The sequence below is a fragment of the Nocardiopsis coralliicola genome (genome assembly GCF_054779695.1).
This window is the reverse complement of sequence record NZ_BAAGXT010000026.1, coordinates 45,360-63,105: the sequence shown is the minus strand read 5'-3', so window position 1 is coordinate 63,105 and position 17,746 is coordinate 45,360. Positions and strand designations below refer to the sequence as shown.

Sequence of the window (17,746 nt, the reverse complement as noted above, 5' to 3'; positions counted from 1 at the left end):
GCCTGCCCGGAGCGCCGCCGACCTGCACAGCGGCGGTCCGGGTGAGCAGGGGAGCAGCGGTTCGGGCACGGGCGGCTAAAGTGGACATCAGGCCCGGACCGGCAATGCGCGGACCGGGCGCGGCACCGAGTGAGCGAAGTCCGGCGGGCGGCCCTGCCGCCCGGAGATCCGGCGCTGTCCCGCAACTGTGACGCCCTCCGCGGAGGGACGAGCCAGGCCGCCTCACCGGAGCCGGCGTCAGCTGTCCTCGTGGAAAGGGCGGTCCGCACCCGCGCGGTTCGGCCTTCCACCGGTGTGAAGGAGACCCGTGCACATCCCTCGAACGGCCCCGGCGAAGGCGGCCGTGCTGCTGCTCCCCACCGCCCTGGTCCTCACCGCGTGCGGCGGCGACGGCAGCGGCGGAGACGCCGCCGCCGGCGGCGCCGGGTTCCCGGTCACCGTCACCGACTCCCGCGGCGAGGCCACCATCGACGCCGCTCCGGAGCGCATCGTGTCGCTCTCGCCGACCGCCACCGAGATGCTCTTCGCGGTCGGCGCCGGCGAGGAGGTGGTCGCCGCCGACGAGTTCTCCGACTACCCCGAGGACGCGCCCGCCACCGACCTGTCGGGTATCACGCCCAGCGTCGAAGCGGTCAGCGAGCACGACCCCGACCTGGTGGTGCTCTCCAGCGACGCCGCGGACGCCGCCGAGCAGCTGGAGGCCATCGAGGTCGACGTGCTCGTGCTTGACGCGGCGCAGACCTTCGACGACACCTACGCCCAGCTGCGGCTGCTCGGCGAGGCGACCGGAAACGCCGAGGGGGGCGAGAAGGCCGCCACCGACACCCAGGCCGCCGTGGACGACACCATCGCCGAGACCCGCGAGGCGCTCGGCGACACCGGCCTGAGCGTCTACCACGAGGTGGACGCGGGCATGTACTCCGCCACCTCCGACACCTTCATCGGCCAGGTCTACGCCGAGCTGGGCCTGGAGAACATCGCCGACTCCGCCGAGGACGCCGCCGAGACCGGCGGCTACCCGCAGTTGTCGCCGGAGTTCGTCGTCGAGGCAGACCCCGACCTGGCGTTCGTGGCCTATCCGGGGGAGGGCGCGGTCGGCGACTTCGCCGCGCGCGACGCCTTCGACACCATCACCGCCGTCGAAGAGGACGCCGTCGTGCAGCTCGACGAGGACCTCTCGTCCCGCTGGGGCCCGCGCGTCGCCGACCTGGTTGCCGAGGTGTCCGACGCGGTGACCGCCGCGGCCGGCGAGGAGTCCTGATCCCGGTGGCCCGCCGGAGGTCCGCCGCGGCCTGGACGGCGGGCGGCGCTGCGCTGCTGGCGGTGTGCGCCGTCCTCGGCACCGCCGCCGGCGCGGCCGCCATCGGCCCCGGCCAGATCGCCGCGGCGCTGGCCGCGCAGGTGGTGCCGGGCGTCGAGTCGCCGCTCAACGAGCGCCAGATCGCCGTGCTCGTCGAGCTGCGGCTGCCGCGCGTCGTGCTGGGTGCCCTGGTCGGGGCGCTGCTGGCCGGCGCCGGCGCCGCTTACCAGGGCGTCTTCCGCAATCCGCTGGCCGACCCCTACCTGCTGGGCGCGGCCGCCGGCGCCGGCCTCGGCGCGACCCTCGTGCTGGCCACCGCGCCCGACTGGCTGGCCAGTCCGCGCGCCGCCGTGCCGGCCGCCGCGTTCGCCGGTGCGCTGATCGGCGTCGCGGCCGCCTACCTGCTGGGCCGCACCGCGGGCCGCGGCGGCACCGCGCAGCTGGTGCTGGCCGGCGTGGCCGTGTCGTCCTTCCTCTCCGCGGTGCAGACGCTGGTACAGCAGACGCACATCGACGAGCTGCAGCGCATCTACGCCTGGATCCTCGGCGGACTCGGCCGCGGCGGCTGGTCCGACGTCGCCTCCATCGCGCCGTACGCGGCGCTGTCCATCGCGGTGCTGCTGGTCTGCGCGCCCCTCCTCGACCTGCTCGCGCTCGGCGAGGAGAAGGCGGCCAGCCTCGGCCTGAACACCGCCGCGGTGCGGCTCACCGTCATCGCCGCCGCGTCGCTGGCGACCGCGGCCGCCGTCTCGGTCAGCGGGCTGATCGGGTTCGTCGGCATCGTCGTACCGCACATCGTGCGCCGCCTCGTGGGCGCCGGCTACCGGCTGATCCTGCCGGTGTCCCTGCTCGGCGGCGGCGCGTTCCTGGTGCTCGTCGACATCCTGGCGCGCACCGCCGTCGCGCCCGCCGAACTGCCGCTGGGCGTGGTCACCGCATTCCTCGGCGCGCCGTTCTTCCTGCTGATCCTGCGCACCACGCGCAACCGCGCGACCTGACCCCGGGGCCCGGAGCGCGCGGCGGCGCGCTCGGGGGGTGACCGGAGCCGGGCCCGTGGTCTGCGAAACTGGGGCGGCCGCCCCTCCCGTACCGCGATGGCGGCGCCGGCCCTCGAGCTCCGCCGGCACGGCCCGACGCAGGCCGGGCCGGATCACCCAGGACGGCAGGCGCCCCTTCGGTCCGAGCGCGGGCCGGGAGACCTCGCAAGGAGACCAATGGACTATACGATCTTCGCCGTCGCCGTATTCGTCATCGCGCTGCTGGTGTTCGGCGGCGTCTTCCTGATCCGGCCCCGCAAACCGGGCGGGGAGCGGCCCGCCGGAGAGCAGGGGGAGACGCAGGCGCCGGCGGCGACCGCGGTCCCGGACGAGGAGCGCGAGGCCGAGCCGGGCGAGCGGACCGACGCGACCGCCGGCGCGGAGCATGCGCCGCCCGCCGAGCCGGCCGCGCCCGCGATCGAGACCCCGCCGCCGTCGGCCGGCCGGCTGGTCCGGCTGCGCGCCCGCCTCGCCCGCTCGCAGAACGCGTTCGGCCAGAGCCTGCTCGGCCTGCTCTCGTCCGACAAGCTGGACGACGACGTCTGGGACGAGATCGAGGACACCCTGATCACCGCCGACATCGGGGTCACCTCCGCCACCGAGGTCGTCGGCGACCTGCGCACCAAGGTCAAGGTGCTGGGCAGCCGCACCCCCGCCGAGGTCCGCGGCCTGCTCCGGGAGGAGCTGCTGCGCCAGATCGGCACCGGCACCGACCGCACCGTGCAGACCGGGCCGCACGCCGGCCGCCCCGGCGTCGTCCTCGTCGTGGGAGTGAACGGCACCGGCAAAACGACCACCTCCGGCAAGCTCGCCCGCGTCCTCGTCGGCGACGGCCGCAGCGTGGTCCTCGGCGCCGCGGACACCTTCCGCGCCGCGGCCGCCGACCAGCTGCAGACCTGGGGTGAGCGGGTGGGCGCCCCCGTCGTCCGCAAGGACGAGGGCGCCGACCCCGCCAGCGTCGCCTTCGACGCCGTCGACCGCGGCATCGCCGACGGAGCCGACACCGTCATCGTCGACACCGCCGGCCGGCTGCACACCAAGGCGGGCCTGATGGACGAGCTCGGCAAGGTGAAGCGGGTGGTGGAGAAGCGCTCGCAGGTCGACGAGGTGCTGCTCGTCCTCGACGCCACGACCGGCCAGAACGGCCTCCGCCAGGCGCGCGTCTTCGCCGAGGTGGTCAACATCACCGGCATCGTGCTGACCAAGCTCGACGGCACCGCCAAGGGCGGCATCGTGGTGCAGGTCCAGCGTGAGCTGGGCGTTCCGGTGAAGCTGGTCGGCCTCGGCGAGGGCCCCGACGACCTCGCGCCGTTCGACCCGGAGGGCTTCGTCGACGCGATCCTGGGCGACGCGACCGGCGCCGCCTCCGCGGACGCCGACGGCGCCGACGGTGCAGCGGGCGGCGGCGCGGCCGGCAGCTCCAGCGCGCAGTAGCTACCGGGTCCCAGCCCGGAGAAGGCACAGCGGCGCGGGGCGCCCCTCCCATCGGAGAGGGGCGCCCCGCGCCGCTTTTCTGCGCCCACCCGCCAAGGCCCGCCCGCCGCGCCCGGCCCGGTAACCCCGCCGTAACCGGTCCGCCCGGCGTTTTACGGCCGCGCAACACCACTTCCCACGCCGGGAAACACGCGCCGACCAGGGTGAAACCCGAGGCGGACCCGCGGTGCCCGACGGTGTGCTCGCGCCTGCGCCGACGGATCACCCATCCCCCGAACCCGAATTGGGAGGCGACTGATGGAAGGGCTCGACACGGGCACCACCGCGTGGCTGCTCATCAGCGCGGCGCTGGTCATGCTCATGACCCCCGGGCTGGCGTTCTTCTACGGCGGCATGTCGCGCGCCAAGAGCGTGCTCAACATGATGCTCATGAGCTTCGCGAGCATCGCGATCGTCAGCGTCCTGTGGGTCCTCGTCGGCCACACGCTGACCTACGGCGGCGGCTCCGGACCGCTCGCGCCGTTCATCGGCGGCCTGGACGACGCCGGCCTGTCCACCCTCATCGGCGAGGTCGACCCCGAGGGCGGCTACCCGCTGCTGGTCGACGCCGGCTTCCAGATGATGTTCGCCATCATCACCGTGGCCCTGATCAGCGGCGCCATCGCCGACCGCGCCAAATTCGGCGCCTGGGTCTCCTTCGTGCCCGTCTGGGCGCTGCTCGTCTACTTCCCGGTGGCGCACTGGGTGTGGGGCGGCGGCCTCGTGCAGCTGCTCGACATCGGCGGCGCCGAGGTCATCGACTTCGCCGGCGGCACCGCGGTGCACATCAACGCCGGTGCCGCGGCGCTCGCGCTCACCTTCGTCCTCGGCCGCCGCAAGGGCTTCGGCTCGGGTTCGATGCGCCCGCACAACCTGCCCTTCGTGCTGCTGGGCGCGGCACTGCTCTGGTTCGGCTGGTTCGGCTTCAACGGCGGATCGGCCTACGCGGCCGACGCATCGGCCGGCCTCGCCCTGGTCAACACCCAGGTTGCGACCGCCGCCGCCACCGGCGCGTGGATGCTCGTCGAGCGGCTGCGCTACGGCAAGGTCACCGCACTCGGCTTCGCCTCCGGCGCCATCGCCGGCCTCGTCGCGATCACCCCGGCGGCCGCCGACCTCACGCCGGTCGGCGCGATCATCCTCGGCCTGCTCTCCGGCGCCATCTGCGCCTACGCGATCAGCTGGAAGTACAAGTTCAAGTACGACGACGCGCTCGACGTGGTCGGCATCCACATGGTCGGCGGCATCATCGGCTCGGTCGGGCTCGGCTTCCTCGCCTCCGAGCTCGCCGGGGGCAACGCCGACGGGCTCTTCTACGGCGGCAGCGCGAACCTGCTCCTGGTCCAGGTCATCGCAGTGGCCGGCGTCGCGCTCTACTCCTTCGCCGCCACCTGGATCATCGCCAAGGCCATCGACCTGGCCATCGGTTTCCGCATCCCGGTGCACGTGGAGACCAACGGGCTCGACCACGAGCTGCACGCGGAGACGGCCTACGCCTTCGACGAGCTCGACGACGAGCAGGAAGAGCTCTCCTCGCCGACGCCTCCGGGCGAGGAGGTGGCCGCGCGGTAGGTCCGCCGCCCGCCCGCTCAGCGCCGAGCGGGCGGGCGCGGTCCGGTGACGCCGCGAGGCATGCCGGCGGGCCGGTCAGAGGGGTTCCCTCGGGCCGGCCCGCCGGTCATTGCGGGTGTTTCCCGGACGCGGCGGCGGCCTTGGCGAGGAGTGCGGGAAGGATTCGGTACTCTGGCTCCCACGTCGGGCCCGACGACGCGCGCGAACGCACGCGACCGGCCCGCACCCGCCCCTCCCGGGGCGGTTTGTCCGCGCCCGGAGCCCGCTGAGGCTCCCGCGCATCCCATGACCGACGGACGAAAGCCCGGCTGCGCCCGGGCGGCGCAGACGCGCCGCGGCCGCGCACGGGCCTGGAGGCACAATGGCGCCGGTGGACACCCGCACACGAAGGCCGAGCCGACCGCTCGCCTACGCCGCGGCAGCGGCGGCGGTCGCGCTCGGCGCGGCCGGCTGCTCCCTGGGCGGCGGGTCGGGCGAGGAGCCCTCCGCCACTGAGGCCGCGCCGGTCGACGCGGCCCCGATCTTCGAGGCCGCGCTGGACGACCTGCGGGCCGCCCCGGCACTCGCGGTTCAGGGCAAGGTGGCTGCGGGCGGCGGAGACGGCGAGGGAGAGGGCGTCAATGACGCCGCGCTCACCGTGACCGGAACCGGTGCCACGCAGGGCACCTACAAGGAGGGGGAGAACGAGGCGGAGGTCCTCGAGGCCGAGGGCCGGCTGTTCCTCAACGCCGCCGACGAGTTCTGGCTCGACCAGAGCGTGGCCAACCCCGACTCCGACTCCTACGCCGGCAGCTGGGTCCGCATCGCTCCCTCGCTCATCGGCATCGACCCCGGCACGGTCCTCGCGCCCGGCGCGCTCGCCGACACCCTCGAGGAGATGGGCACCGCGAACGCGCGCGCCTCGCTCGAAGACCTGGACGGCACCCCCGGCTACCGGATCGACCTCGAGGGCGGCGAGAAGAACCGCATCTGGGTCAGCGAGGAGGAGCCGCACCGCATCCTCCGGATGGAGATCGAGAACCTCGCGCCGGCCGGTGACGGCGGCGACTCCGAGGCCGAGGGCGCCCGGGTCCAGTTCGACGTCACCCAGCCGGAGGCGGCCGACGTCGACGAGCTCTACACCTCCCTGATCGGCACTGCCAAGGAGGACCTCACCTCCTCCCGGGACGCGCGGATCGCGCTGCAGTGGGACGGCCAGCTGGAGCTGGACTGCAAGACGGGCGGCGCCTGCACGGTCTCCGGCACGGCCAAGGACGTGTCCGAGGGGGCGGGGGAGGGCAAGGTGATCGTCCGCCTCGACGCCACCTTCGACAACGAAGAGCTCGGCGAGAAGAAGTGCGACTCCACCGAGGTGCTCGAGGCCGGCGGCAGCGCCAGCATCTCGTGCGGCGTGGACTACGCGCTGGAGCCCAGCGCCGACCCGCAGGAGTACGAGATCAACGCCGGCGGCCTGCTCTCCACCCGCGGCCTGAGCAAATCCGCGAGCGAGAAGATCACCACCGAGCTGCAGACCGCGCAGAAGGAGCTCGCCGAGGGCGGTGGCCAGACCGAGGAGAGCCAGGGCGAAGGCCAGGGCGGCAGCGAAGGCGGCGGCCAGGGCGAGGGCCAGGGCGGCGGTGAAGGCGGAGGCGGCGGCGAATAGCCGCGCTCCGCACCGCCCGCACTGCCCGCATTGCCCGCACCGCTGCGTGCGCCGCAGTACCGGCACCGGAACGCCGCCGGCCGCGCCTGCCGGGCACCGCTCCCGGCGGGCGCTGCCGGCGCGCTGGGGGCGGCGCGCCGCGGCGCAGGGGCCGAGCAGCAGGGGCGCCGGCGGAGGCTCGGCCGCAACCGGACGGCGCGCACCGGCGCCGGGCGGTTTCCCCCGGCCTGCGACCCGGCCCGGGCCGGTAGGCTGGGGAGGCAAACCCGAGACGAAGGACTGGCCACACTCGTGTTCGAGACGCTTTCCGACCGGCTGACATCGGTCTTCACCTCGCTGCGCGGCAAGGGCAAGCTGTCCGAGGAGGACATCGACGCGACCGCGCGCGAGATCCGTCTCGCTCTGCTGGAAGCGGACGTCGCCCTCCCGGTGGTGCGCGCGTTCATCGCGCGGGTCAAGGAGCGCGCCCGCGGCGCGGAGGTCTCCAAGGCCCTCAACCCCGCCCAGCAGGTCATCAAGATCGTCAACGAGGAACTCATCGAGATCCTCGGCGGGGAGACCCGCGAGATCCGGTTCGCCAAGAACCCGCCGACCGTCATCATGCTCGCCGGCCTCCAGGGCGCCGGTAAGACCACGCTTGCGGGCAAGCTCGCCAAGTGGCTCTCCGACCAGCGGAACACGCCGCTCCTGGTCGCCGCTGACCTGCAGCGCCCCAACGCCGTCACCCAGCTCCAGGTCGTCGGCGAGCGCGCCGCGACGCCGGTGTTCGCGCCGGAGCCGGGCAACGGGGTCGGCGACCCGGTCGCCGTCGCCCGCGACGCGGTCGAGCACGCCAAGCGCACCAACCACAACATCGTCATCGTCGACACCGCGGGCCGCCTCGGTGTGGACGCCGAGATGATGCAGCAGGCCGCGGACATCCGCGACGCCGTGCAGCCGGACGAGATCCTCTTCGTCGTCGACGCGATGATCGGCCAGGACGCCGTGAACACGGCGCAGGCGTTCCTCGACGGCGTCGGCTACGACGCGGTCGCCCTCACCAAGCTCGACGGCGACGCGCGCGGTGGTGCCGCGCTGTCCATCCGGCACATCACCGGCCGGCCGATCATGTTCGCCTCCACCGGGGAGAAGCTCGAGGACTTCGACCTCTTCCACCCGGACCGGATGGCCTCGCGCATCCTCGACATGGGCGACGTGCTCACCCTGATCGAGCAGGCGCAGCGCACGTTCGAAGAGGACGAAGTCCAGAAGATGGCCAGCAAGCTGGCCTCCGAGGAGGACTTCACCCTCGACGACTTCCTCGAGCAGATCTCGATGGTCCGCAAGCTCGGGCCGATCGGGAACCTCCTCGGCATGATGCCCGGCATGGGCCAGATGAAGGACCAGCTGGACAACGTCGGCGACAAGGACCTGGACCGCATCACCGCGATCATCAACTCGATGACGCCGTTCGAGCGGTCCAACCCCAAGTCGATCAACGGATCGCGCCGGCTGCGCATCGCCAACGGCTCCGGCACCCAGGTGGGCGACGTCTCCGGGCTCGTCACCCGCTTCTTCGAGGCGCAGAAGATGATGCGCCAGATGAAGAACGGCGGCGGGATGCCCGGGATGCCGGGCATGCCCGGCATGGGCGGCGGCAACCGCAAGAAGGCCAAGGCCCAGCAGAAGAAGGCGAAGAAGGGCCGCAAGGTCAGCGGCAACCCGCTCAAGGCCAAGCAGCAGGAGGTCGAGCGCGAGGAGGCCCGCAAGCGCCGCCGCGAAGAGGGCGGCAGCGCCCCGCAGACGCCGGACCTCCCGCCCGGTCTGGGCGGCGGGCAGCTTCCGCCCGCCCTGGGCGGCGGAAAGATGCCCGACCTCTCGTCCTTCAAGCTCGGCGACAAGTAGCCGGTCCCGCGGCGGTCCGGCCGCTGCGGCGGGCGCGCCGGTGTCCTGCCCCCGCACCTGCTGTGCGGAAGGACACCGGCGCGCGCTGTTCGGGGCCGGTCGGCGCTGCGGGGCCGCGCAGCGCGCGGAGCCGGGCCGGCGGGATCCGACCCGCCCGGCGCAGACGGCCGCGCCGCAGGGTGCGCTCTGGCATAATCGTTGCAGCGACTCACGGTGCGCGGGCCGGCCCTCTACTTGCCCGCGCTCCCACGTCCGGTCCGGGAGGCCACCGCAACCCCACGCGGAGCGGTGTCCCGGCGTTCACACCATCATCAGGAGAACCACTCCGTGGCTGTCAAGATCAAGCTCAAGCGTATGGGGAAGATCCGTACGCCGCAGTACCGCATCGTCGTCGCCGACGCCCGCACCAAGCGCGACGGCAAGGCGATCGAGGAGATCGGCAAGTACCACCCGAAGGAGCACCCCTCCTTCATCGAGGTCAAGTCCGACCGCGCCAAGTACTGGCTGTCGCAGGGGGCCCAGCCCACCGACGCGGTCAAGACGCTCCTCAAGCGGACCGGCGACTGGCAGGAGTTCAAGGGCCTGCCGAAGCCGCAGAAGCCCCTCCAGGTCGCCGAGCCGCGCGACACCGAGGCCGAAGAGGCCGCCTTCCAGGCGGTCCTGAAGGAGCTCGTCCTCCCGGACAGCGAGGGCAAGGGCAAGAAGAAGAAGTCCGACTCCAAGGCCGAGGCCAAGGCCGACGCCCAGTCCAAGACCCAGGCCGAGGCGCCGGCGGAGAAGCCGGCGGAGGCCGAGCAGAAGCCCGAGGGCGAGGCCTGACGTGCTGGAAGAGGCGCTGGAGCACCTGGTCAAGGGCATCGTCGCCAATGGTGACGATGTCCAGGTGAGGGGCCGTCGGCTCCGCAAGGGCAAGGTGCTCGAGGTCCGGGTGCACCCCGACGACCTCGGCAAGGTCATCGGCCGCAACGGCCGGACCGCCAAGGCGCTGCGGACCGTGGTCGGTTCGCTCGCCGGCGGCAAGTACGTCCGAGTGGACCTGCTGGACCTGAACGAGGTGCGCTGACGCCGCGCACCGGGGCGCCGACCGGAGACCGGTCGGCGCCCCGGTGTCATGCCCGCACCCGGTGCGGGCACCGGATGGCGCCCGCACCGGCGCCCTGACGGCCCGCAGCCCGTCCGCGGCTCCCGCGGCCCGGTGCGCCGCGCCCCGCCGTCCCCGCGACGGCCCCGCAGCACTGCCCCTCCCCCCTGCCCCCTTGCTCCCGCGGCGCCTCGGCACCGCTCACCCGGGAGCCTGACCGAGGAGAAGGATGCGTCTCGTAGTCGGCCGGATCGGCCGCGCCCACGGGATCCGCGGCGACGTCGCGGTCGAGGTGCGCACGGACGACCCGGACGCGCGTTTCGCCGCCGGCGCCGTCCTGCAGACCGATCCCGCCGCCGCCGGACCGCTCACCGTGCGCACCGCGCGCCGGCACTCCGGCCGGCTCGTCGTGCGGTTCACCGGAGTCAGCGGCCGCGACGCCGCCGAAGCGCTGCGCGGAACCCTCCTCCTCGTCGACTCGGCCGACATCGGCCCCACCGGAGACCCCGACGAGTTCCACGACCACGAGCTGATCGGCCTGGAGGCGGCGACGGCCGCCGGCGACAGCGTCGGCACCGTGTCCGATGTGCTGCACAACGCCCAGGACGTCCTCGTCATCGACACCGGGGAGCGCGAGGTCCTGGTGCCGTTCGTGCGTGCGATCGTGCCGGACGTCGACGTCGCCGCCGGCCGCATCACCCTCGACCCGCCGCCCGGCCTGCTCGGCCTGGGCGCCGGCGGAGAGTCCCCCGAGGAGGTGCAGTGAGCCCGGCGGCACCGATGCGCATCGACGTCATCTCGATCTTTCCCGAGTACTTCGCACCGCTCGAGCTGTCCCTGATCGGCAAGGCCCGCCGTGCCGGGATCCTCGACGTCCACCTGCACGACCTGCGGGACTGGGCCCACGACCGGCACAACACGGTCGACGACACCCCCTACGGGGGCGGGCCCGGCATGGTGATGAAGCCCGAGCCGTGGGGCGAAGCGCTGGATGCCGTGCTCGCGGCCGGCGCCGCCGACCCCGGCCGCGCCGGAACCGTGCCGACCCTGGTGCTGCCCTCGCCCAGCGGCCGGCGGTTCACCCAGGAGCGGGCCGGCGGCCTCGCAGCGGAGCCCTGGCTGGTCTTCGCGTGCGGCCGCTACGAGGGGATCGACTCCCGGGTCGCCGAGGAGGCCGCCGAGCGCATGCCGGTGACCGCGCTCAGCATCGGCGACTACGTCCTGGCGGGCGGCGAATCGGCGACGCTGGTGATGGTCGAGACCGTGTCCCGGCTGCTGCCGGGGGTCCTGGGCAACACCGACTCCGTTGACCAGGACTCCTTCGCGCCGGGTGAGATGGAGAACCTTCTCGAGGGGCCCGTCTACACCAAGCCCGCCGTGTGGCGCGGCCGCGAAGTGCCGCCGGTGCTGCTCTCCGGCGACCACGGCAGAGTGGACCGGTGGCGGCGCGACCAGGCGCTGCGCACCACCGCGCAGAACCGGCCGGAGCTGCTCGAGCGCGGCCCCGCGGACCGGTTCGACCGCCGCGACCAGGAGGTCCTCGAACAGCACCGGGTACAGGCCGGTCCCGAACCTATGGCAGACTAGGACAGTCGCCCCGCCGCAGACGCATGCCCCGAACCCTGTCGGGACGCCTCGGCGGCCCGCGGAGTTGGTGCTCTGCGATACGGCGCACATCGACCCGGCAGCAGAATCCGCCCGCGCGAACCGCAATGTCCGTCGCCGCGGCGCGCAACCGATGAGGAATCGCTGAGATGCACACCGCAATTCAGGAGCTGGAGAAGAACCAGCTGCGTTCCGACGTCCCCGAGTTCCGGCCGGGCGACACGCTGAACGTCCACGTTCGCGTCACCGAGGGCAACCGCTCCCGGATCCAGGTCTTCACGGGCGTCGTGATCCGCCGCCAGGGCGCCGGCAACCGCGAGACCTTCACGGTCCGCAAGATCAGCTACGGCGTCGGCGTGGAGCGCACCTTCCCGGTGCACACCCCCGCCATCGAGAAGATGGAGGTGGCCGCTCGCGGCCGCGTCCGCCGCGCCAAGCTGTACTACCTGCGCTCGCTGCGCGGCAAGGCTGCGCGCATCCCCGAGCGCCGCTAGCCGCCCTCGGCGGTCCGCTGCCGCATCCGTACGCTGCGGCGCCGCGCCGGCAGCCCGTCGGCTGCGCCCCTTCCCGAGGGCGCGCCGGGCAGGCCCCGGGCGGCGCCGCACGGCTGTGAGCAGCAGCGGCACAGGCCTCCGCCTCCGGTGCCCGGCAGTGCCGCTCCGGGGGCAGTACCGGCGCCGATCCGCAGTCGGCGCCCCGGCCCCGCCGCAGCTGGGCTAAGCTTCGTTCCCGATGAGCAACGACGGCTCCGGCCCGAAGACCACTGGCTCCCCCGTGCCCGCGCGCGGGGGAGCCTGCTGTGTCCCGGCGGAGCGGGCCCGCGGAGCGCGCGGGCCGGGGGGATCGCGGAGGAGCCGATGAACGCCAGGAAGCAGGACGCCGAGGCCCGGCAGGGCTCCTTCTGGAAGGAGCTGCCGCTCCTTATCGTCATCGCGCTGGTCCTGGCGTTCGTGATCAAGACCTGGGTGGTCCAGCCCTTCTACATCCCGTCCAAGTCGATGGAGGACACCCTCCAAATCGGCGACCGGGTGCTCGTCAACAAGCTCGTCTACCAGGTGCGCGAGATCGAGCGCGGCGACATCGTCGTGTTCAACGGCGCCGGCACCTGGGACGAGGAGGGCGTGCAGCCGGAGGAGTCCGGCAACCCGGTGAACCGCCTGTTCACCTGGGTGGGCCAGCAGCTGGGGGTGCAGCCCACCGGCAAGGACTACATCAAGCGGGTCATCGGCGTCGGCGGCGACACCGTGGAGTGCTGCGACAGCGAGGGCCGGGTGCTCGTCAACGGGGAGCCGATCGACGAGCCCTACCTCTACCCGGGCAGCCAGGACACGCACAGCGACTTCGGCCCCGTGGAGGTGCCCGAGGGCCGGCTGTGGCTGATGGGCGACCACCGGCAGATCTCCTACGACTCCCGCCTCCACCAGAACGACCCCGGCGAGGGCAGCATTGCCGAGGAGGATGTGGTCGGCCGGGCGTTCGTCCTGGTCTGGCCGTTCGACCGGATCACCACCCTGCCCATCCCGGACACCTTCACGCCGCTCAACGAGGGCGACGGAGAGTCCTGACCGGTCTGCTCCGCCCTGCTTCGCCGGCCGCGGTGCCGCGCGCCTCCGGTGGGAAATCACCCCGCGCGGTTGACATATGGCGCATGATGGATCTGTAGCGGAGGACGTCCGCTTCCGGCCCGGGCAGGCCGGGGCGGCGCCGATCTGGGCGAAGGGGGCCGGGCCGGCAGACCGGGGAGTGCACGACGGAAGCGAGTGCGAGATGAGTTCAGAGGACCTGGAGAAGTACGAGGCGGAGATGGAGCTGCAGCTCTATCGGGAGTACCGCGACGTGGTCGGACTCTTCGGCTACGTGGTGGAGACTGAGCGCCGCTTCTACCTCACCAACAACGTCGACCTGCAGCCGCGCAGCACCGACAACGGCGAGATGTACTTCGAGGTCACCATGGAAGACGCCTGGGTGTGGGACATGTACCGCCCGGCGCGCTTCGTCCGCAACGTCCGCGTGGTCACCTTCAAGGACGTCAACGTCGAAGAGATCACCAAGTCTGACCTCGAACCCCCCTCCCGTCCCTAGCCCCCGACCGCTCGGCCTCCCGTACACCGGGGGGCCTTTTTCGTGCCCGGACCGAAATCCCCGCCCGTGTCCCGCAGCCCGAGGTGCGTGCGGTGGCTGGCACCCCGCGGCCCGTGCGCTGTGCCGAGGCCGCCGCGGGCCGGGGCCCGCCCCCCACCTCCGCCCCCGCCTCCGTTGGCCGCGCCGGTGACGGCTGCTGTCCCGGGCGGCGCGGAGGCCGCCGGGTGTCCAGTGCGGCCGGTTGTCCACAGTCTTGGAGACCGGGGGTGACGGGGCGGATCCGGGCGGCCACTGTTGACCGCGGAGGTGGTGGTCATGGATGCGAGGCCGGGACGGTGGCCGTCCGGGGCGGGATGTGCCGCCCGGGGCCGGGCGCGGCAGGCGGCACGGGGGAGGAGCGGGAGCGGACCGCCGGGGCGGGCCGGAACGCGGCCGGGCGCGCCCCGGGCGGCCGAGTCCGGCGGGCCGGAACGGTCGCGCGCGGCGCTCGGCCGCTACGGCGAGGACCTTGCGGCCGCGCACCTGGCCCGGGCCGGGCTGCGGATCCTCGACCGCAACTGGCGGTGCGCCGGCGGCGAGATCGACATCCTCGCCCGCTCGGGCGGCACCCTCGTCGTGGTCGAGGTGAAGACGCGCACCGGCCGCGCGTACGGCACCCCGCTGGAGGCGGTGGACCGGCGCAAGCGCCGCCGGCTGCGCCGGCTGGCCCGTGCCTGGAGGGACGCCCAGTGCGGCCCCGTCCCGCCGCGCACCCGGGTCGATGTCGTCGGCGTGCTGGTGCGGCGGGACGGCCGCGCGTTCCTCCGCCACGACCGGGGGGTGGGCTGAGTGTCCCTCGCCCGGACGCGATCGGTGGCCCTCGTCGGCGTCGAAGGCCACCCGGTCGAGGTCGAGGCGCACATCGGCGGCGGCCCGAGCTCGGTCACCCTCGTCGGGCTGCCCGACACCGCTCTGCGCGAAGCGCGGGAGCGGATCCGCGCCGCGGTCCTCAATTCGGGCGAGAACTGGCCCGACGCCGCCATCACCATCAGCCTGTCGCCGGCCAGCCTGCCCAAGCGCGGCAGCGCCTTCGACCTCGCCGTGGCGATCGCCGTGCTCGGCGCCGACGGCGCGCTGCCGGCCGAGACGCTGAGCGGCGCCATCGTCATCGCCGAACTCGGCCTGGACGGCCGCACCCGGCCGGTCAAGGGCGTCCTGCCGGCGCTGCTCGCCGGTGTGCGCGCCGGGCACGGCAAGGCGGTGGTGGCGCGGGCCAACGCAGCGGAGGCGCGGCTGGTGCCCGGTGCCGATGTCCTGGACGTCTCCTGTCTGGCCGAGCTCGCCGCCCACCTGCGCGGGGTGCCGTTCGCGGCGGTCCTGCCCGAACCGCCCAGCGCCCCCGGGCCGCCCGCGCCCCGGGCGCCCCGCCCCGATCTCGCCGACGTCGTCGGCCAGCCGCTCGCCCGGCACGCCCTCGAGATCGCCGCATCCGGCGGCCACCACCTGCTGATGGTGGGGCCGCCCGGCACCGGAAAGAGCCTGCTCGCCGAGCGGCTGCCGTCCATCCTGCCGCCGCTGGACTCCGACGCCGCCGTGGAGGTCACCGCGGTGCACTCGGTGGCCGGCACGCTCGCCGACGGCGAGCCGCTCATCACCCGGCCGCCGTTCAGCGCGCCGCACCACTCGGCCACCCGCGCCGCCATGGTCGGCGGCGGCAGCTCCGCGATCAGACCGGGGTGTGCGTCCATCGCCCACCGGGGCGTCCTCTTCCTCGACGAGGCGCCCGAATTCCAGCGCGGCGTGCTCGACTCGCTGCGCCAGCCCCTGGAGTCGGGGGAGGTCACGGTGTCGCGGGCGGCCGGCTCGGTGCGCTTTCCCGCCCGCTTCCAGCTCCTCATGGCCGCCAACCCGTGTCCGTGCGCGCGGCCCGGCGCGTCCTGCATCTGCCCCGGTGCCGTGCGCCGCCGGTACCTGTCGGTGCTCTCCGGGCCGCTGCTGGACCGGGTCGACCTGAAGCTCGAACTCCAGCCGGTCACCCGGAGCGAGCTCCTCGCCGACCAGTCCTTCGCCGAGGATTCCGCCACCGTGGCCGACCGCGTCGCCGAGGCGCGCTCCCGGACCGCCCACCGCCTCCGCGGCACCCCGTGGCGGTGCAACGCCGATGTGCCAGGGGCCGAGCTGCGCCGCCGCTTCCCGGTCAGCGATGCCGCCCGCGCCGTCCTGGCCGGCGCGATGGAGCGCGGTGAGGTGAGCGCCCGCGGCGTCGACCGCAGCCTCCGCCTGGCCTGGACCCTCGCCGACCTTGCCGGCGCCGACATCCCCAGGGGCGACCACGCCGTGCTCGCCTACAGCCTCTGGGTCGGCGCGTCGGCCGAAACGGGGATCGCCGGATGAGCGCCCGGCGGCCCGCCGGCACCGGTAGGGCTCCTCCGCCCCCGGGGCCGCCCCCCCCGCGGCTGGCGGGCGCCGCCGGCGCCGCTGGTGGCCCGGTTGCGGTTGCGCTTGCGAGGGCGTGCCGCCGGTGTCCCAGCGCGAGCCGCGCAGCGGGAGCTCGGCGTTCGCCGACGGGGCAGGCGGCTGCCCGCGGTGCGCCGACGCGCGGGCTCGCTCGCGGAGGCCGCAGCGAGCGTGCGGGCCGGTGGGGGAGCGGACCCCACTCGGCGCCCGGGTGGACGCGGCTGCCCGTGGCGCACACGAGCGGGCCCCGGTTCGGCGCGCCGGTCGGCCGGGCGAGGACGGCGCGTGGACGGGGGCGCGGAGCCCGGGGCCGCTGCTCGCTCCGGGTGGGTGCCGGGTGCCGCGGTGGGGGGGCGGGAGCCCGGCGTCCTGCGCCTCCGCGGGCCGCCTGCGGTGCCCACCCGGGCGGGAAGGCGCGCACAGCGGAAGGGAGCGGGGAGTGGGCTCTGCTGCACAGGCCTCGGCGCGCTGCGCAGGAGGCGAAGACGACGCGCGGGCGCGGGCGGGGCTCAGCGCGTCGGTGGACGCGGGGCACGCCGCGCTCGGCACTCTCGTCGGCGAGCACGGAGCCCCCGCGGTCTGGGCCGCGCTGCGCGGCGGAAGGCTGCCGCGGATGCTCGCCGGAATCGGGGCGCGCGGCGGCGGGGACGCTGCGGACCGCTGGGCGGCGGCGGCCCGCTCCGCGGAGCCCGACCGGATCATCGCCGGCGCCGCCGAGGCCGGCGCCCGGCTCGTCGTCCCCGGCGACCCGGAATGGCCCGGCCGCCTCGACCAGCTCGGTCCGCGCCGGCCGGTTGCCCTGTGGATCCGCGGCAGCGCGGACCTCCGGCACGCTGCGCTGCGGTCGGTGGCGGTCGTCGGGGCCCGCGCCGCCACCCGCTACGGGGAGCGTGTCGCCGGCAGTGTCGGCTGCGCGCTGGCCGAAGCCGCCTGGACGGTCGTGTCCGGCGGAGCCCACGGCATCGACACCGCAGCGCACCGCGGCGCCCTCGCCGGCGGCGGGCCCACCATCGCCGTGCTGGCCTGCGGCGCCGACCGGATCCACCCCCGCGGCAACGCCGACCTCTTCGCCGCGGTCACCGGCAACGGCGCCCTGGTCTGCGAACACGCGCCGGGCGCTGCCCCCACGCGGCACGGGTTCCTGGTGCGCAACCGGCTCATCGCGGCACTCACCCCCGGCACCGTGGTGGTCGAGGCCGGCCTGCGCAGCGGCGCGCTGAACACCGCCCGGCACGCCCACGAGCTGCACCGCACCCTGATGGCGGTCCCCGGCCCGGTCAGCTCGGCGCTGTCGGCCGGCTGCCACCGGCTCCTCCGCGACTGGCAGGCGGTCTGCGTCACCGGTGCCGCCGACATCGCCGAGCAGCTCGGCGCGATCGGCCCGGAGCTGGCCACCGGCGGCACCGTCCTCGCTCGCGACGCCCTCGGCGCCGACGCCCGCCGCATCCTCGACGCCGTCCCCCGCTCCGGCGCGGGTCCGGCCGCCATCGCCGCAGCGGCCGGCGCCGACCTCTCCGCCGCTCTGCGCCACCTGGGCCTCCTCACCGCCGGAGGATTCCTGGAACGCACCCCCTCCGGCTGGCGCCCCCGCCCGGGCTCCGGGCGGTGAACCCGCCCGGCGGGTTCCGCGGCGG

Annotated in this window: 15 protein-coding genes and 1 pseudogene; all 16 read left to right on the top strand. The window is 74.5% G+C overall.

The window, feature by feature from the left end; translation table 11 throughout:
• Positions 1–307: 307 nt before the first annotated feature.
• The 16 genes and pseudogenes from ACYVGT_RS18130 (at position 308) to dprA (ending at position 17,721) form a co-directional block, all read left to right on the top strand.
• Entirely contained in the window at positions 308–1,261 is a 954-nt protein-coding gene (locus tag ACYVGT_RS18130) for an ABC transporter substrate-binding protein (RefSeq protein WP_460859861.1), read from the top strand.
• A 5-nt stretch (positions 1,262–1,266) separates the two neighbouring features.
• The gene (locus tag ACYVGT_RS18125) at positions 1,267–2,298 is read left to right on the top strand and encodes a FecCD family ABC transporter permease (RefSeq protein ID WP_460859859.1); all 1,032 of its coding nucleotides are present in this window, start codon (positions 1,267–1,269) and stop codon (positions 2,296–2,298) included.
• A gap of 216 nt (positions 2,299–2,514) precedes the next feature.
• Complete coding sequence (ftsY, locus tag ACYVGT_RS18120; RefSeq protein ID WP_460859857.1) at positions 2,515–3,771, top strand: signal recognition particle-docking protein FtsY; 1,257 nt, start codon at positions 2,515–2,517, stop codon at positions 3,769–3,771.
• A gap of 297 nt (positions 3,772–4,068) precedes the next feature.
• The gene (locus tag ACYVGT_RS18115; RefSeq protein ID WP_460859856.1) at positions 4,069–5,382 is read left to right on the top strand and encodes an ammonium transporter; all 1,314 of its coding nucleotides are present in this window, start codon (positions 4,069–4,071) and stop codon (positions 5,380–5,382) included.
• A 361-nt stretch (positions 5,383–5,743) separates the two neighbouring features.
• On the top strand, positions 5,744–7,024 hold the full coding sequence (locus ACYVGT_RS18110) for a hypothetical protein (protein WP_460859854.1): 1,281 nt from the start codon (positions 5,744–5,746) through the stop codon (positions 7,022–7,024).
• Positions 7,025–7,315: 291 nt separating this feature from the next.
• Positions 7,316–8,908, top strand: coding sequence for a signal recognition particle protein (gene ffh / locus ACYVGT_RS18105; RefSeq protein WP_460859852.1), 1,593 nt, complete (start codon positions 7,316–7,318; stop codon positions 8,906–8,908).
• A 327-nt stretch (positions 8,909–9,235) separates the two neighbouring features.
• On the top strand, positions 9,236–9,727 hold the full coding sequence (gene rpsP / locus ACYVGT_RS18100; protein ID WP_460859849.1) for a 30S ribosomal protein S16: 492 nt from the start codon (positions 9,236–9,238) through the stop codon (positions 9,725–9,727).
• A 1-nt stretch (position 9,728) separates the two neighbouring features.
• Positions 9,729–9,971: an RNA-binding protein gene (locus tag ACYVGT_RS18095; protein ID WP_460859847.1), complete on the top strand. Its 243-nt coding sequence runs from the start codon at positions 9,729–9,731 to the stop codon at positions 9,969–9,971.
• Positions 9,972–10,218: 247 nt separating this feature from the next.
• Positions 10,219–10,755 (top strand): ribosome maturation factor RimM, encoded by a 537-nt coding sequence (gene rimM / locus ACYVGT_RS18090; protein WP_460859843.1) that lies wholly within the window; start codon positions 10,219–10,221, stop codon positions 10,753–10,755.
• A gap of 14 nt (positions 10,756–10,769) precedes the next feature.
• Entirely contained in the window at positions 10,770–11,576 is an 807-nt protein-coding gene (gene trmD, locus ACYVGT_RS18085) for a tRNA (guanosine(37)-N1)-methyltransferase TrmD (protein ID WP_460859898.1), read from the top strand.
• Between the two features lie 167 nt (positions 11,577–11,743).
• Positions 11,744–12,088 (top strand): 50S ribosomal protein L19, encoded by a 345-nt coding sequence (rplS, locus tag ACYVGT_RS18080; RefSeq protein ID WP_460859841.1) that lies wholly within the window; start codon positions 11,744–11,746, stop codon positions 12,086–12,088.
• A gap of 363 nt (positions 12,089–12,451) precedes the next feature.
• Positions 12,452–13,159 carry a signal peptidase I gene (lepB, locus tag ACYVGT_RS18075; protein WP_460859839.1) on the top strand — a complete coding sequence of 236 codons (708 nt, stop codon included), beginning with the start codon at positions 12,452–12,454 and terminating at the stop codon, positions 13,157–13,159.
• A gap of 202 nt (positions 13,160–13,361) precedes the next feature.
• Complete coding sequence (locus ACYVGT_RS18070) at positions 13,362–13,676, top strand: DUF2469 domain-containing protein (RefSeq protein ID WP_460859837.1); 315 nt, start codon at positions 13,362–13,364, stop codon at positions 13,674–13,676.
• Positions 13,677–14,150: 474 nt separating this feature from the next.
• Positions 14,151–14,504 (top strand): annotated as a pseudogene (locus ACYVGT_RS18065) (YraN family protein); the annotation flags it as partial.
• On the top strand, positions 14,505–16,049 hold the full coding sequence (locus ACYVGT_RS18060) for a YifB family Mg chelatase-like AAA ATPase (RefSeq protein ID WP_460859836.1): 1,545 nt from the start codon (positions 14,505–14,507) through the stop codon (positions 16,047–16,049).
• Positions 16,050–16,551: 502 nt separating this feature from the next.
• A complete protein-coding gene (gene dprA / locus ACYVGT_RS18055; RefSeq protein WP_460859834.1) occupies positions 16,552–17,721 on the top strand; it encodes a DNA-processing protein DprA in 1,170 nt (389 codons plus the stop codon).
• The last annotated feature ends 25 nt before the right edge of the window (positions 17,722–17,746 follow it).

What these genes read in the sequence shown, in the direction of transcription:
- ftsY (WP_460859857.1), top strand. Translation starts at nt 2,515, where the DNA reads ATGGACTATACGATCTTCGCCGTCGCCGTATTCGTCATCGCGCTGCTG.
- ACYVGT_RS18115 (WP_460859856.1), top strand. Translation starts at nt 4,069, where the DNA reads ATGGAAGGGCTCGACACGGGCACCACCGCGTGGCTGCTCATCAGCGCG.
- ACYVGT_RS18110 (WP_460859854.1), top strand. Translation starts at nt 5,744, where the DNA reads ATGGCGCCGGTGGACACCCGCACACGAAGGCCGAGCCGACCGCTCGCC.
- rimM (WP_460859843.1), top strand. Translation starts at nt 10,219, where the DNA reads ATGCGTCTCGTAGTCGGCCGGATCGGCCGCGCCCACGGGATCCGCGGC.
- trmD (WP_460859898.1), top strand. Translation starts at nt 10,770, where the DNA reads ATGCGCATCGACGTCATCTCGATCTTTCCCGAGTACTTCGCACCGCTC.
- rplS (WP_460859841.1), top strand. Translation starts at nt 11,744, where the DNA reads ATGCACACCGCAATTCAGGAGCTGGAGAAGAACCAGCTGCGTTCCGAC.
- lepB (WP_460859839.1), top strand. Translation starts at nt 12,452, where the DNA reads ATGAACGCCAGGAAGCAGGACGCCGAGGCCCGGCAGGGCTCCTTCTGG.
- ACYVGT_RS18070 (WP_460859837.1), top strand. Translation starts at nt 13,362, where the DNA reads ATGAGTTCAGAGGACCTGGAGAAGTACGAGGCGGAGATGGAGCTGCAG.